This window comes from Rhodococcus ruber (genome assembly GCF_016804345.1).
Lineage (GTDB): Bacteria > Actinomycetota > Actinomycetes > Mycobacteriales > Mycobacteriaceae > Rhodococcus > Rhodococcus ruber.
This window is the reverse complement of the sequence record NZ_CP044211.1, coordinates 3,318,380-3,331,714: the sequence shown is the minus strand read 5'-3', so window position 1 is coordinate 3,331,714 and position 13,335 is coordinate 3,318,380. Positions and strand designations below refer to the sequence as shown.

Annotated in this window: 11 protein-coding genes; 5 read left to right on the top strand and 6 right to left on the bottom strand. The window is 70.8% G+C overall.

The genetic code is table 11. The features are described from left to right. Positions 1 to 9: 9 nt before the first annotated feature. Together F1734_RS15265 and F1734_RS15260 are read left to right on the top strand one after the other, a co-directional pair. Positions 10 to 996: an amino acid ABC transporter permease gene (locus F1734_RS15265; RefSeq protein WP_010595320.1), complete on the top strand. Its 987-nt coding sequence runs from the start codon at positions 10 to 12 to the stop codon at positions 994 to 996. Beyond that, positions 993 to 1,754, top strand: a complete 762-nt coding sequence (locus F1734_RS15260; RefSeq protein ID WP_010595321.1) for an amino acid ABC transporter ATP-binding protein — start codon at positions 993 to 995, stop codon at positions 1,752 to 1,754. Before F1734_RS15265 ends, F1734_RS15260 begins: the two co-directional genes overlap by 4 nt. Before the next feature lie 13 nt (positions 1,755 to 1,767). Here the strand turns inward: F1734_RS15260 and F1734_RS15255 are convergent, their stop codons facing one another. The 3 genes from F1734_RS15255 to F1734_RS15245 all read right to left on the bottom strand — a co-directional run bounded on the left by F1734_RS15255 (position 1,768) and on the right by F1734_RS15245 (position 6,269). Continuing rightward, the gene (locus F1734_RS15255) at positions 1,768 to 4,563 is read right to left on the bottom strand and encodes an AMP-binding protein (RefSeq protein ID WP_203010768.1); all 2,796 of its coding nucleotides are present in this window, start codon (positions 4,561 to 4,563) and stop codon (positions 1,768 to 1,770) included. Between the two features lie 99 nt (positions 4,564 to 4,662). Continuing rightward, complete coding sequence (locus tag F1734_RS15250; protein ID WP_010595323.1) at positions 4,663 to 5,352, bottom strand: TMEM175 family protein; 690 nt, start codon at positions 5,350 to 5,352, stop codon at positions 4,663 to 4,665. Positions 5,353 to 5,420: 68 nt separating this feature from the next. Beyond that, the gene (locus tag F1734_RS15245; protein ID WP_010595324.1) at positions 5,421 to 6,269 is read right to left on the bottom strand and encodes a class I SAM-dependent methyltransferase; all 849 of its coding nucleotides are present in this window, start codon (positions 6,267 to 6,269) and stop codon (positions 5,421 to 5,423) included. Positions 6,270 to 6,490: 221 nt separating this feature from the next. On the opposite strand from F1734_RS15245, the gene rpsA reads away from it, so the two are divergent. Continuing rightward, positions 6,491 to 7,954 carry a 30S ribosomal protein S1 gene (rpsA, locus tag F1734_RS15240; RefSeq protein ID WP_010595325.1) on the top strand — a complete coding sequence of 488 codons (1,464 nt, stop codon included), beginning with the start codon at positions 6,491 to 6,493 and terminating at the stop codon, positions 7,952 to 7,954. Positions 7,955 to 8,126: 172 nt separating this feature from the next. Here rpsA and F1734_RS15235 read toward each other — a convergent pair whose 3' ends face one another. Then, positions 8,127 to 8,342, bottom strand: coding sequence for a hypothetical protein (locus tag F1734_RS15235; RefSeq protein ID WP_010595326.1), 216 nt, complete (start codon positions 8,340 to 8,342; stop codon positions 8,127 to 8,129). A gap of 216 nt (positions 8,343 to 8,558) precedes the next feature. Here F1734_RS15235 and coaE point away from each other — a divergent pair, with 216 nt between their 5' ends. Further along, positions 8,559 to 9,776: a dephospho-CoA kinase gene (gene coaE / locus F1734_RS15230; protein WP_026137901.1), complete on the top strand. Its 1,218-nt coding sequence runs from the start codon at positions 8,559 to 8,561 to the stop codon at positions 9,774 to 9,776. A gap of 30 nt (positions 9,777 to 9,806) precedes the next feature. Here coaE and F1734_RS15225 read toward each other — a convergent pair whose 3' ends face one another. After that, positions 9,807 to 10,319, bottom strand: a complete 513-nt coding sequence (locus F1734_RS15225; RefSeq protein WP_010595329.1) for a ribonuclease FAU-1 family protein — start codon at positions 10,317 to 10,319, stop codon at positions 9,807 to 9,809. A gap of 49 nt (positions 10,320 to 10,368) precedes the next feature. Further along, positions 10,369 to 10,977: a DUF3267 domain-containing protein gene (locus F1734_RS15220; RefSeq protein ID WP_026137900.1), complete on the bottom strand. Its 609-nt coding sequence runs from the start codon at positions 10,975 to 10,977 to the stop codon at positions 10,369 to 10,371. 194 nt (positions 10,978 to 11,171) lie between these two features. On the opposite strand from F1734_RS15220, the gene uvrB reads away from it, so the two are divergent. After that, on the top strand, positions 11,172 to 13,325 hold the full coding sequence (uvrB, locus tag F1734_RS15215; protein ID WP_010595331.1) for an excinuclease ABC subunit UvrB: 2,154 nt from the start codon (positions 11,172 to 11,174) through the stop codon (positions 13,323 to 13,325). The last annotated feature ends 10 nt before the right edge of the window (positions 13,326 to 13,335 follow it).

Below are 13,335 nucleotides of genomic sequence, written 5' to 3'. Positions count from 1 at the left end.
AGGGGTGCGATGAGCGACCGTCCGACCTCCCTCACCGGACCGGAACCGCAGACCGAACCGGAAACCATCGAGGCCGTGCCGCTGCGACGGCCGGGCCGTTGGATCGCCGGCATCGTCGTCGCCGTGCTGCTGGCGCTGTTCCTCTACGGCGCCGCCACCAACGAGGCCTACCGCTGGGACGTGTACGCGCAGTATCTGTTCGACCGGCGCATCACCGAGGCGGCCTGGAAGACCGTGCAGCTGACCGTGCTGGCGATGCTGCTCGCCGTCCTGCTCGGCGTGCTCCTCGCGGTCATGCGCCTGTCCCCGAACCCGGTGCTCAAGACCGTCTCGTGGGTGTACCTGTGGATCTTTCGCGGCACCCCCGTCTACGTGCAGTTGGTGTTCTGGGGCCTGTTCCCCTCGATCTACAAACAACTCGACCTCGGCATCCCGTTCGTGCACCAGTTCGTGCACATCGACCTGCAGGGCATCAACGCCGCCTTCCTGTTCGCCGTGATCGGACTCGGCCTCAACGAGGCCGCCTACATGGCCGAGATCGTGCGCGCCGGGATCGGCTCGGTCCCCGAGGGCCAGACGGAAGCCTCGGTGGCGCTCGGCATGTCGTGGTCGCAGACCATCCGCCGGACGATCCTGCCGCAGGCGATGCGGGTGATCATCCCGCCGACGGGCAACGAACTCATCAGCATGCTCAAGACCACCTCCCTGGTCGCGGCGGTGCCGTACAGCCTCGAGCTCTACGGCCGTGCCCGCGACATCTCCGGCGCCAACTTCCAGCCCATTCCGCTGCTGCTCGTCGCCGCCACCTGGTACCTGGCCATCACCAGCCTGCTCATGGTGGGCCAGTACTTCCTCGAACGGCACTACTCGAAGGGCCTGAGCCGCCAGCTCACGACGCGGCAGTTGCAGGCCCTCGCCGACGCGCAGGGCAAGCCCGTGCCCGTCGAGCCCGGCGCCGCGCAGGCACCCGACATCCCCGGAGGAGAACGTCGATGACGCCCATGGTCCAGGCCGACCGGGTCTACAAGAGCTACGGCGCCCTGCGGGTGCTCAACGGCATGTCCCTCGAGGTGCCCGACGGCACCGTCGCCTGCCTGATCGGACCCTCCGGATCCGGCAAGTCCACCTTCCTGCGCTGCATCAACCACCTCGAGAACATCGACGCCGGCCGCCTGCACGTCGACGGCCACTTCGTCGGCTACGCCGAACGCGGGGGCAAGCTCTACGAGCTGAGCCCGCGCGCGGCGGCCAAGCAGCGCCGCGAGATCGGCATGGTCTTCCAGCACTTCAACCTGTTCCCGCACCGCACGGCCCTCGAGAACGTCGTCGAGGCGCCCGTGCTGGTGAAGAAGATGCGTCGCCCCGACGCCGTCGCACTGGCCCGGGATCTGCTCGACAAGGTCGGGCTCGCGGCCAAAGCCGACGCCTACCCGGCTCAGCTCTCCGGCGGCCAGCAGCAACGCGTGGCCATCGCCCGCGCCCTGGCCATGGAACCGAAGCTCATGCTCTTCGACGAGCCCACCTCCGCCCTGGACCCCGAGCTCGTCGGCGAGGTGCTGGCGGTCATGCGGGACCTCGCCGCCGGCGGGATGACGATGATGGTGGTCACCCACGAGATGGGCTTCGCCCGCGAGGTCGCCGACCAACTGGTGTTCATGGACGGCGGCGTGGTTGTCGAAGCCGGCCCGCCGCAGGAGTTGCTGCGCAATCCGCAGCACGAACGGACGAAGTCGTTCCTGTCGAAGCTGCTCTAGCGTCCGGGCCCGCTCAGCGGCCGCCGTCGGGTTCCCCGCAGTGCGCGGCGATCACGGCGCGCGCCGCACGCCCGAGCGCCACAGCGGCGTCCCAGCTGTCCCCGGACGGCAGGATCGGCTCGCCGACGACCAGGTGGACCGCCCCGCGGTGGATGATCCTGCCGTGCTCGGGCCACATCATCGCGCGGGTGCCGGTGATCGCGACCGGGACCACCGGAAGACCCGCCCGCGCCGCGATCACGAACGCGCCCAGGCGGAAGGACCGCAGCCCGGGGACCTCCGAGAGTGCGCCCTCGGGGAAGACCACCAGGCGCCCCCCGGTGCGGGCCACCTCGACCAGCCGGTCCGCGTCGGCCACGCTCTGTTCGCGTTCGGTGCGCTCGACGAACCGCGTCCCGAGCCGCCGCAGGAGGAACCCGATGAACGGTTTGCGCTCGAAGACCTCACCGGCGACGAACGTGTAGCTGCCCGGCAGGACCGCCGACATCGCGATGGCGTCCAGGAAGCTGGCGTGGTTGGCGACCACCACACAGTCCGGCAACCGCTCGAGATGCTCGGTGCCGTCCGCGGTCACCGGGGTGCGAGTCAGGCGCGCGAGGGCCCGTGCGGCCCGGCCCGCGGCCGCGCGGCGCGCCGAAAGGCGAAGCAGCACCGCCACGGCGACCAGGGTCGGCAGGCCGACCACGACGACCGTCGACCAGCACCACAGGGCGAACGCCCCGGTCCGGACCAGGTGTGCCGCGCGCCGCAGGCTCGGGACCGCGCCGCGGACGGCGAACCGGGTCAGTTGCCACCACACCGGCCGGGGACGGGCCCGCATGTCGCCCTGTTCGTAGCGTTCCCGGGTGGCCGACCGGCGGATCTTTCCGCTCGAGGTCTTGCGCACCGTTCCGGGCGGGGCGAGCACGATGTCGTCCGGCGGGGTCCCGAGCAGGTCCACCGCGGCCCCGACGATGCGTTCCTGGAGCCGGTCGAGGACGGCCGCTTCGGTCTCGCGTGTCTCGGCCAGAACGACCAGGCGCTCGGTGCCGCCCGTCTGCGCGGTGGTCGCGAACACCGCCACGCAGCCCTTCCGGATGCCGGGGATCTCGCCCACCGCCCGCTCGAGTTCCTCCGGGTGCAGGTTGCGGCCCGCCCGGATGACGAGGTCCTTGACGCGACCGGTGACGTAGAGTTCGCCGCCGTCGAGATAGCCGAGATCGCCGGTGTCGAGCCACCCGTGCCGCGACAGTGCCCGGGTCGCCTGCGGATTGCGGTAGTACCCGGCGGTGGCCGAGGGGCCGCGGAACTCGATCCGGCCCTCGCGCCGGTCGCCCAGCACGTTCGAAGCCGAGTCGACCACCCGGATCCGGTGCCCCGGGAGCGGGTGGCCGCAGGCGACGAACCGCAACGGGTTCGGATCCTCGTCGCCGGCGGGCACCGCGCGGCCCGTCCGCAGGAAACGCTCGCGGTCGACTCGGTCGATCACCGGGCCCCGCCCGACGGGCGGGAAGGTCAGTCCGACGCATGCCTCCGCCAGCCCGTAGACCGGGGCCACGGCCTCACGGCGGAGCCCGTAGGCGGCGAAGCGCTCGCAGAACCGGAGCACCGTCTCCGCATTCACGGCTTCGGCACCGTCGAACAGCATGCGCAGCGAGCCGAGATCGAGCCCGGCGACATCGGCGTCGGCGATTCTGCGCAGGCACAACTCGTAGGCGAAGTTCGGCGCCGCCGACAGGGTCCCGTGCTGGGTGTGGATCGCCCACAACCACCGCTCCGGCCGGCCGAGGAATTCCAGCGGCGACATCACCGCCACCGGCACCGCGAAGTACAGGCCCGACAACCACGCGCCGATCAACCCCATGTCGTGGTAGAGGGGCAGCCAGCTGACGAACACGTCGGAGGGGGAGACCTCGGCGGCCGTGCCCATCGCCCGGATGTCGGCGAGCAGATTCGCATGGGTGAGGGTCACGCCCTTGGGATCACCCGTGCTGCCGGAGGTGTACTGCAGCAGGGCGATGTCGCCGGCGGCGCGGGCGGCGCCGGCGGCCTCCCCGTACCCGGCCAGTTCACCCGGGGTCACGACGTGGCGCACCGTCTGCACCTGGCCGGCCGTCAACCGGGCCAGGCCCGCGGCCTCCGGGTCGGTGACCAGCACACGGACCCGGGCATTGTCGAGGATGCGCACCTGGCGACGGAGGTGGTCGGCGAGCTGGGACGGACGTGCCGGCGGGTAGACCGGGACGGGGACACCGCCGGCCAGGAGCACGCCGGTGAACGTCGTGAAGTAGTCCCGGCCCGTGGGCAGCATCAGACCGACCGCGTCCCCGGGGCGCAGATCGCGGGCGAGCAGTGCGGCGGACACGGTGCCGGCCGCCGAGTACAGCTCGCCGTAGCCGATCTCGCTCCGGTGTCCCTCGGTGAGGATGCGCAGGTGGACACGATCCGGATGGGTGCGGGCGTGCCAGGAGAGCGCCTCGGTGAGGGTGGCGGTCGCCTCCGGGGTCCGTTCGGCGGGTGCCGGCGCGGCCCGCCGCGCGGGCACCGGACCGCGGCGCTCCCGCGCGGGTGCGCGGTGCACCGCCTGCAGGAGCTGACGCGGGGTGCTCACGGTGCCGAGCGCCTCGCGGGGCAGGCGCACCGCGAAGGCCTCTTCGACACGGGAGAACAGTTCGGTGACTGCGAGACTGTCGAGGCCGAGATCACGATCGAAGACGCTGTCGAGGCGCGTGCCGGCGGCGCGGTCGATCGTGTACCGCTCGGCCACCAGATCGCGGACCACCGACAGCAGCAGGGCATCGTCCTGCCCCGAGATCGTAGGCTCGCTCACTGTCGTCTCGCCGCCTGTGGGAGGGACCGGTCGTCCTGCTGCCCAACATAGGCGCGAGTGCGGGCGACGAGAAGGGCCGAAGGCCCCCGGCCGGCCGGTTCACCCCGGCCCGGTGCCCGTTCGGTGCCGGCGGACCCGGAGAAGCCGGAACGGCTCGGCGAGCAGGAGCACGGCGGCCGCGAGATAGAACGCCACCGCGAGCTGCGGCAGGAACGCCGCCAGCACGGTCGAGGCGGCCATGAGTACCGCCGCCGACCACCGCTCGCGGGCCAGCGTCGGCAGTTCGGCGCGGCCCGCCTCGTCGGTCAGGTCGGCGGCGCGCACGGCGTAGACGACCAGCACGTTGCTCATCAGGATCGCCAGGGTCAGGTTCAGGCCGAACGCCACCGTCGCCGGTCGTCGCGCCGCGTCGGCCAGGTGGGTCGCCATCAGGCTGGTGGTGAACGGCAGGAAGGAGACGAACAGCAGCAGCAACAGGTTCAGGCGCAGGAAGACCGCGTCGGCCGCCCGCAGCACGCGGGTGAGGTTGATGTGCTCGACCCACACCCCACCGATGAAGGCGAAGCTGACCAGGTATCCCAGAAACGAAGGCCATTCGGCACGCAGGTCCTCGAGCAGCCGGGTTGCCGATTCGGGTACGTCGAGTTCGAGGACGAGCAAGGTGATGACGATCGCGAACACTCCGTCGGAGAACGCGTCGAGCCGCGTGGTGGGCAGCAACCGGCCGCCGCGTCGCGGGGTGTCGTGGCGCGGGCGCGGCGCGCCGGAATCGTCCTCGGCGGGCGTCACCCCACGACCATGACACAGGCGGGTTCGGCGCAGTGGACGATCGGGGGGCGCCGGTGTTCGCGGTCGGATCAGCCCGGCTTGCGGCTGCAGAAGATGGCGGTGCCGGGAAACAGTTCCCCCCGCAGCGGGCTCCACTGGCCCCACTCGCGGTCGAGCCCCTCCGGCCATTCGGGTTCGACGATGTCGCGGATCTCGAGGCCGGCCGCGACGAGTTCGCGCACCCGGTCCCCGATGGTGCGGTGATGCTCGACGTAGGTGGGAACCCCGGTCGCGTCGACCTCCACGTACGGGGTGCGATCGAAGTACGGCAGCATCGCGGTCAGCCCCCGCTCACCCGGATCGTCCGGGAAGATCCAGCGGATCGGATGGTTGACCGCGAACACCCAGACCCCGCCCGGGCGCAGCACCCGCGCGACCTCCCGCATGACCCGTGCCGAGTCGGCGACGAACGGCACCGCCCCGAACGCCGAGCACACGATGTCGAAGCTCTCGTCCGCGAAGGGCAGATCCTCCGCACCGGCCTGCACGAGCGGCACCCGCGGTCCGCCGCGGTCCATCGCGGCCTGCCCGCGCGCGAGCATCCCCATCGAGATGTCCAGCCCCACCGCCCGGGCGCCCCGGCCGGCGAGCCAGCGGGCGCACGGCGCCGAACCGCAACCCACCTCGAGGACGTCCCTGCCGGACACGTCGCCGAGCAGGTGCACATCGTCCTCGTGCAGTCCCTCCGGGCACCACACGAACTCGCCGTCCGCCGAGTCCACACCGAGGAACTCGCCGTGGGTGCGGTGGTAGTCCGCGGCGTCGGCGTCCCACCAGGTGCGGCTCGCACGTTCGCTGTCCCTCGTGCCGAGGCGGGCCCGACCTGCGCGGGTCGTTCCCAGGACGGACTGGGCGTGGGCGTGACGGTCGTCGGACATGTCGTTCAGGGTAGAGCCGCCGGACGGGCGACACCGGCCCGGGTTTGCCCAGCTAGCACCGGGAAGCGTAGCCTGAGGGTCGCGAGTGTCCGCCCGTGGCCCGACAGGATCCGGCGCGGTCGCCCGCGGCGGGGTGTGCGCGGCGTTCGCGCGGCGCGCGGTCCGCTCGTCCGACCGAACTTCATCAACCGACTACCAACCCGTCCGGAGCAACTCAACACATGCCCTCCACCACCGTCACCTCGCCGCAGGTAGCCGTCAACGACATCGGCTCCGCCGAGGATTTCCTCGCCGCCATCGACGCCACGATCAAGTACTTCAACGATGGCGACATCGTGGAAGGCACCATCGTCAAGGTTGATCGCGACGAGGTGCTGCTCGACATCGGTTACAAGACCGAAGGCGTCATTCCGTCCCGTGAGCTCTCCATCAAGCACGACGTCGACCCCAACGAGGTCGTCTCCGTCGGCGACGAGGTCGAGGCCCTGGTTCTCACCAAGGAGGACAAGGAAGGCCGCCTGATCCTGTCGAAGAAGCGCGCGCAGTACGAGCGCGCGTGGGGCACGATCGAGGAGCTCAAGGAGAAGGACGAGGCCGTCAAGGGCACCGTCATCGAGGTCGTCAAGGGCGGCCTGATCCTCGACATCGGCCTGCGTGGCTTCCTGCCCGCCTCGCTCGTCGAGATGCGTCGCGTCCGCGATCTGCAGCCGTACGTCGGCAAGGAGATCGAGGCCAAGATCATCGAGCTCGACAAGAACCGCAACAATGTGGTCCTGTCGCGTCGCGCCTGGCTCGAGCAGACCCAGTCCGAGGTCCGCAGCGAGTTCCTGCACCAGCTCCAGAAGGGCCAGGTCCGCAAGGGCGTCGTGTCCTCCATCGTCAACTTCGGCGCATTCGTCGATCTGGGCGGGGTGGACGGCCTGGTGCACGTCTCCGAGCTGTCCTGGAAGCACATCGACCACCCGTCCGAGGTTGTCGAGGTCGGCAACGAGGTCACCGTCGAGGTTCTCGACGTCGATCTGGACCGGGAGCGGGTGTCGCTCTCGCTCAAGGCCACCCAGGAAGACCCGTGGCGTCAGTTCGCCCGGACCCACGCGATCGGCCAGATCGTCCCCGGCAAGGTCACCAAGCTGGTTCCGTTCGGCGCGTTCGTGCGTGTCGAGGAGGGCATCGAGGGCCTGGTGCACATCTCCGAGCTGGCCGAGCGCCACGTGGAGGTTCCGGACCAGGTCGTGGCCGTCGGCGACGACGCGATGGTCAAGGTCATCGACATCGACCTCGAGCGTCGCCGCATCTCGCTGTCGCTGAAGCAGGCGAACGAGGACTACAACGCCGAGTTCGACCCGTCGAAGTACGGCATGGCCGACAGCTACGACGAGCAGGGCAACTACATCTTCCCCGAGGGCTTCGACCCCGAGACCAACGAGTGGCTCGAGGGCTTCGAGAAGCAGCGCGAGGAGTGGGAGTCCCGCTACGCGGAGGCCGAGCGTCGCCACAAGATGCACACCGCTCAGATCGAGAAGATGGCTGCGGACGAGGCCGCCGAGGCCGCCGCGGGTGTCTCCGGCAGCAACTACTCGTCCGAGACGGGTGCGGAGACCGGCGTCGCCGAGTCGACCGGCGGTTCGCTGGCCAGCGACGCGCAGCTCGCCGCGCTGCGCGAGAAGCTGTCCGGCAACGCCTGACACGTTCGATCGAGGGGCCCCGCACCGATCCGGTGCGGGGCCCCTCGCGTGTGCCGCCCGGAATGGGCGGACGGAAGGGCGGCGGGCACCGGCGCCGGACACCACTGTGGCCCCGCTCCACGAGGAGCGGGGCCACAGTGGTGTCCGGCGCGCCGACCGGGGCCGGAACTGGTCAGCTCACCGCCGGGGTGGTGGCCCACTGGGCCGGCAGCTCGGCGGCGCGTTTGCGTATCGCCGCCTGGCTGTGGCGGGCGTTGCTGAGCAGCATGGTGAACCAGTTTCGCCGGTGTTCGGCGAGCGCGGCGGCCACCTCGGGGATGAGGATGCAGTGAACACCGTTCTCCATGCCGAGACGATGCCGACCGGGCAGCTGAGGGGAGGATCGCATGCGGTGCCTTCTCGAGTGGGGCGGGTAACGACGGTGGTCGGACGCTCGGTCCGACGATATCCGACGCGCCGATGATACTGGGGCAGGTGAGACCGGTGCGATCGGCGTGTTGCCGCCGAAACCGCAGGTCGCGACCTCTCTGTGACCCTGCTGTGACTGCAGTGTGACGACCGGCCGGTGTCCCGCCGCCGGGCCGGTGATGCGACACTGGTCGGCGTGCTGAGACTCGGACTGACCGGAGGTATCGGGGCGGGCAAATCCACCGTCTCCCACGAACTCGTCGCGTTGGGGGCGGTGCTCGTCGACGCGGACACCATCGCCCGCGAAGTCGTCGCGCCGGGCACCGAGGGCCTGGCCGAACTCGCTGCGGCGTTCGGCGAGGACATCCTGCTGCCGGACGGATCCCTGAACCGGCCCGCCTTGGCCGCCAAGGCCTTTGCCAGCGACGAGGCACGGGCGGTGCTCAACGCGATCACCCACCCCCGGGTAGGGGCACGCACCGCCGAGCTGGTCGCCGCCGCCCCGGCCGACGCCGTCGTCGTGCAGGACATCCCGTTGCTCGTCGAGGGAGGCATGGCGCCCGCGTTCCACCTCGTCGCCGTGGTGCACACCGACGCCGACGAGCGGCTGCGCCGTCTGGTCGAACTACGCGCGATGCCCGAGGACGATGCGCGTGCCCGCATCGCCGCCCAGGCCACCGACGAACAGCGCCGTGCCGCAGCGGATGTCTGGTTGGACAACAACGGCGAGCGCGACGTCCTCGCCGCGGCCGTGCGCAGGCTGTGGACCGAGCGGCTCGTGCCGTTCGAGGCGAACCTGCGCGGCCGCGTCCCCGTGCGGCCGGCGCCGGTGCTCGTCGATCCGAACCCGGACTGGCACCGGCAGGCGCAACGGCTGATCGCCCGGCTCGCGCTCGCCGCCGGGGGCCGCGCGCTGCGGATCGACCACATCGGTTCGACTGCCGTGCCCGGTCTGGCCGCCGTCGACGTCCTCGACCTGCAGATCACCGTGCCGGACCTCGCCGCGGCGGAGGCGCTCGACGACGCCCTGGCCGGGGCCGGCTTTCCCCGCATCGCCCACGTCGACCACGACGAGCCACAGCCGTCGTACGGTGCCGGCGGCGAAACCGATCCGGCGGTGTGGGGCATGCGACTGCACGGCAGTGCCGACCCGGGCCGGCCCGCGTACGTGCACCTGCGGGTGCAGGGCTGGCCGGGCCAGCAGTTCGCGCTGCTGCTGCGGGACTGGCTGCGCGCGGACTCCGACGCGGCCACCGAGTACGCCGAGATCAAGCGGGCCGCGGCCCGCGACGCGGCGGCCCGCCACGACCCCGCCGAGGCTGCTGCGGTCTACGCCGAGGAGAAGGCGCCCTGGTTCGACGGCGCCTCCACGCGTGCCCGGGAATGGGCCGAGCAGACCGGATGGTCGGCCTGACGCGCGGGCCGGGGACGGCTGAGCGGCGGCTCAGCGCCAGCTGATCGGCATGGCCAGCGCGGCCAGCCACGCGTCGAGGTCGTGGCCGTGCGTGGCGATGCCGTCGACCGCCCGCAACGCTCGTTGCACCGCGCGCTCGGCGGTCCCGGGATCGAGCAGACCCGCCGCCGCGGCGGCGAGCAACTCGTCGACGTCCTCGACGGCGGTGTCGCGTCCGGTGCGCACCACGAGGTCGAGGTAGTGATCACGCGAATGCCACACGTCCCCGTCGCGCCAGAACTCGCCGATGTCGACGTACCGGTCCTGGTCGCGCTCGAAGCCGGGCCGGAAGTGAAAGATCGAGGCACGTAGGCCCAGCTCCGGCAGCAGCCACGACTCGAGATACCCGAACTGCGGGTGGTCGGCGGGCCGTGCCATGTACAGACCCCACTGCTCGACGCGATACACCTCCACCTTCCGCACGAAGCCCTTCGGGTCGACGTTGGTATGCGCGGCCACGTCGAAGGTCTCGACCTTGACGTGGTGGAGCTTCGCCTCGGACATGACCTGAACGTTACTGTGGTCCGACCCGGCGAACCCGACGGTGCCGGACCTACCGGCCCGTCGGCCCGGCCGGCGTCGGCCCGGCCGGCACCGCCGTCGTCGTCTCGTGCCCGTTGTCCTGCACGAGCGCGGAGGCGGGCAGCCGCCACAGCGCGCCGGCCTGGACGTAGTCGCCGGCGGACCCCGCGAAGTTCACCACCGTGACGACGAAGACGGTGAGAACGACGTCGACGGGCACGGTGAACAGCAGGGCCACCAGGACCGCGCCCCACAGCGCCACGGGAGCGAGCGTGACGGTCACGGCCGCGTTCCGCGTGAGCCAGGCGTCGCTGCCCGTCGTCAGGAAGGGGAACCGCACCGCGTACGTCGGACGCACACCGGAGAGGATCCGGGAGACCAGGCCGTGGGTCAGTTCGTGCACCGCCAGGTAGCCGAGACACGCCACGACGGTGACGACGACCGTCGGCGCCGTGCCCCAGCCGCTCCGCAGCGGCAGGTCCAGGAGTACCGCCGCGCCGAAGAGGACGGCGACGGTGAGAACGAGGACGGTCCGCACGGCCGCGACCGCCCGCGTGTCGTTCTTCAGGTCCAGCCGGGTGTGGACCCGGTAGTCCGGTGGCGGCGCCACCGCGGGCTTCGGATCGTTGCGAGCGTTCACGGGTACCCCCTGGAGGTCGCGGTCTCCCGGACGGACTGTCCGACGAGAGCCGGCGGTGGACGGCGGGCCGGTCCGACCGATCATGCCCGGCGGACGACTCCGTGTCCCGGCGGACGACTCCGTGTCCCGGCGGCCACGCACCGGGTCCCCGCCGCCGATCGGCATTGTCGGTGCCGCCGCCTACCCTGGTTCCCATGGCGTTCGCAAGCGAGCATCCCGTTGTCGCCCACTCCGAGTTCCGCCCGGTGGGGGAGATCGAACGAACCGAGGGCCGGTTCGAGGTGGTCAGCGACCACCAACCCGCCGGGGACCAGCCGGCCGCGATCGACGAACTCACGCGCCGCCTGCAGGCGGGGGAGAAGGACGTGGTGCTGCTCGGCGCCACCGGCACCGGCAAGTCGGCCACCACCGCGTGGCTGATCGAGCGGGTGCAGCGCCCCACCCTGGTGATGGCCCCGAACAAGACCCTCGCCGCCCAGCTCGCCAATGAGCTACGGGAGATGTTGCCGCACAACGCCGTCGAGTACTTCGTCTCGTACTACGACTACTACCAGCCCGAGGCGTACATCGCGCAGACCGACACCTACATCGAGAAGGACTCCTCGATCAACGACGACGTGGAACGGCTGCGGCACTCGGCGACCTCGGCGCTGCTCTCCCGCCGTGACGTCGTGGTGGTCGCGTCGGTGTCGTGCATCTACGGCCTGGGCACGCCGCAGTCGTACCTGGACCGCTCGATCGCACTCGAGGTCGGGGTGGAGGTGCCCCGGGACGCCCTGCTGCGCCTGCTGGTGGACGTGCAGTACACCCGCAACGACATGGCGTTCACCCGCGGCTCGTTCCGAGTCAAGGGCGACACCGTCGACATCATCCCCGCCTACGAGGAGCTCGCCGTGCGCATCGAGTTCTTCGGCGACGAGATCGATGCCCTCTACTACCTGCATCCCCTGACGGGGGACGTGGTGCGCAAGGTGGACTCGCTGCGGATCTTCCCGGCCACCCACTACGTCGCGGGACCGGAACGGATGGAACGGGCCGTGACGGGCATCGAGGCCGAACTCGAGGACCGGCTCGCCGACCTCGAGAACCGCGGCAAACTGCTCGAGGCGCAGCGCTTGCGCATGCGCACCCAGTACGACCTGGAGATGATCCGGCAGGTCGGGTTCTGCTCCGGCATCGAGAACTACTCGAGGCATATCGACGGCCGGCCGGCCGGTTCCGCGCCGGCGACCTTGATCGACTACTTCCCGGAGGACTTCCTGCTGGTCATCGACGAGTCCCACGTCACCGTCCCGCAGATCGGCGCCATGTACGAAGGGGACATGTCGCGCAAGCGCAACCTGGTCGAGTTCGGGTTCCGGCTACCCTCGGCCGTCGACAACCGCCCGTTGACCTGGGAGGAGTTCGCCGCACGCATCGGCCAGACCGTGTACCTCTCGGCCACCCCCGGTCCCTACGAACTCGGGCAGGCCGGCGGTGAATTCGTCGAACAGGTCATCCGCCCGACCGGGCTGGTGGACCCGAAGGTCGTGGTCAAGCCCACCAAGGGCCAGATCGACGACCTCGTGCACGAGATCCGCGAACGCGCCGAGCGGGACGAGCGGGTGCTCGTGACCACCCTGACCAAGAAGATGTCCGAGGATCTCACCGACTACCTGCTCGAGCTCGGCATCAGGGTGCGCTACCTGCACTCGGACATCGACACCCTCCGGCGGGTCGAGCTGCTCCGGCAGCTGCGGCTCGGCGAGTACGACGTCCTCGTCGGTATCAACCTCCTCCGCGAGGGCCTCGACCTGCCGGAGGTCTCGCTCGTGGCGATACTCGACGCCGACAAGGAAGGGTTCCTGCGGTCGACGACCAGCCTCATCCAGACCATCGGCCGCGCGGCGCGCAACGTCTCCGGCGAGGTCCACATGTACGCCGACAAGGTCACCGACTCGATGGCGCGCGCCATCGAGGAGACCGAGCGTCGCCGCGAGAAGCAGATCGCCTACAACCTCGAGCACGGCATCGACCCGCAGCCGCTGCGCAAGAAGATCGCCGACATCCTCGACCAGGTCTACGAGGAGGCCGACGACACCGTGGAGGTCGGCGGCTCGGGCCGCAACGCCTCCCGCGGCCGCCGCGCACCGGGGGAATCCGGTCGGGCCGTGAGCGCCGGCGTCTACGAGGGCCGCGACGTGAAGTCCATGCCCCGCGCCGAACTGGCCGACCTGGTGCAGGAACTGACCGACCAGATGATGAACGCCGCCCGCGAGCTGCAGTTCGAGCTGGCCGGAAGGTTGCGCGACGAGATCGCCGACCTGAAGAAGGAACTGCGCGGGATGGATGCCGCGGGTCTCGCGTAGCGTCTGCGGC

Coding starts and splice junctions, on each gene's coding strand:
- F1734_RS15260 (WP_010595321.1), top strand. CDS start 993: ATGACGCCCATGGTCCAGGCCGACCGGGTCTACAAGAGCTACGGCGCC.
- F1734_RS15235 (WP_010595326.1), bottom strand. CDS start 8,342: ATGCGATCCTCCCCTCAGCTGCCCGGTCGGCATCGTCTCGGCATGGAG.
- F1734_RS15225 (WP_010595329.1), bottom strand. CDS start 10,319: ATGTCCGAGGCGAAGCTCCACCACGTCAAGGTCGAGACCTTCGACGTG.
- F1734_RS15245 (WP_010595324.1), bottom strand. CDS start 6,269: ATGTCCGACGACCGTCACGCCCACGCCCAGTCCGTCCTGGGAACGACC.
- uvrB (WP_010595331.1), top strand. CDS start 11,172: ATGGCGTTCGCAAGCGAGCATCCCGTTGTCGCCCACTCCGAGTTCCGC.
- F1734_RS15265 (WP_010595320.1), top strand. CDS start 10: ATGAGCGACCGTCCGACCTCCCTCACCGGACCGGAACCGCAGACCGAA.
- rpsA (WP_010595325.1), top strand. CDS start 6,491: ATGCCCTCCACCACCGTCACCTCGCCGCAGGTAGCCGTCAACGACATC.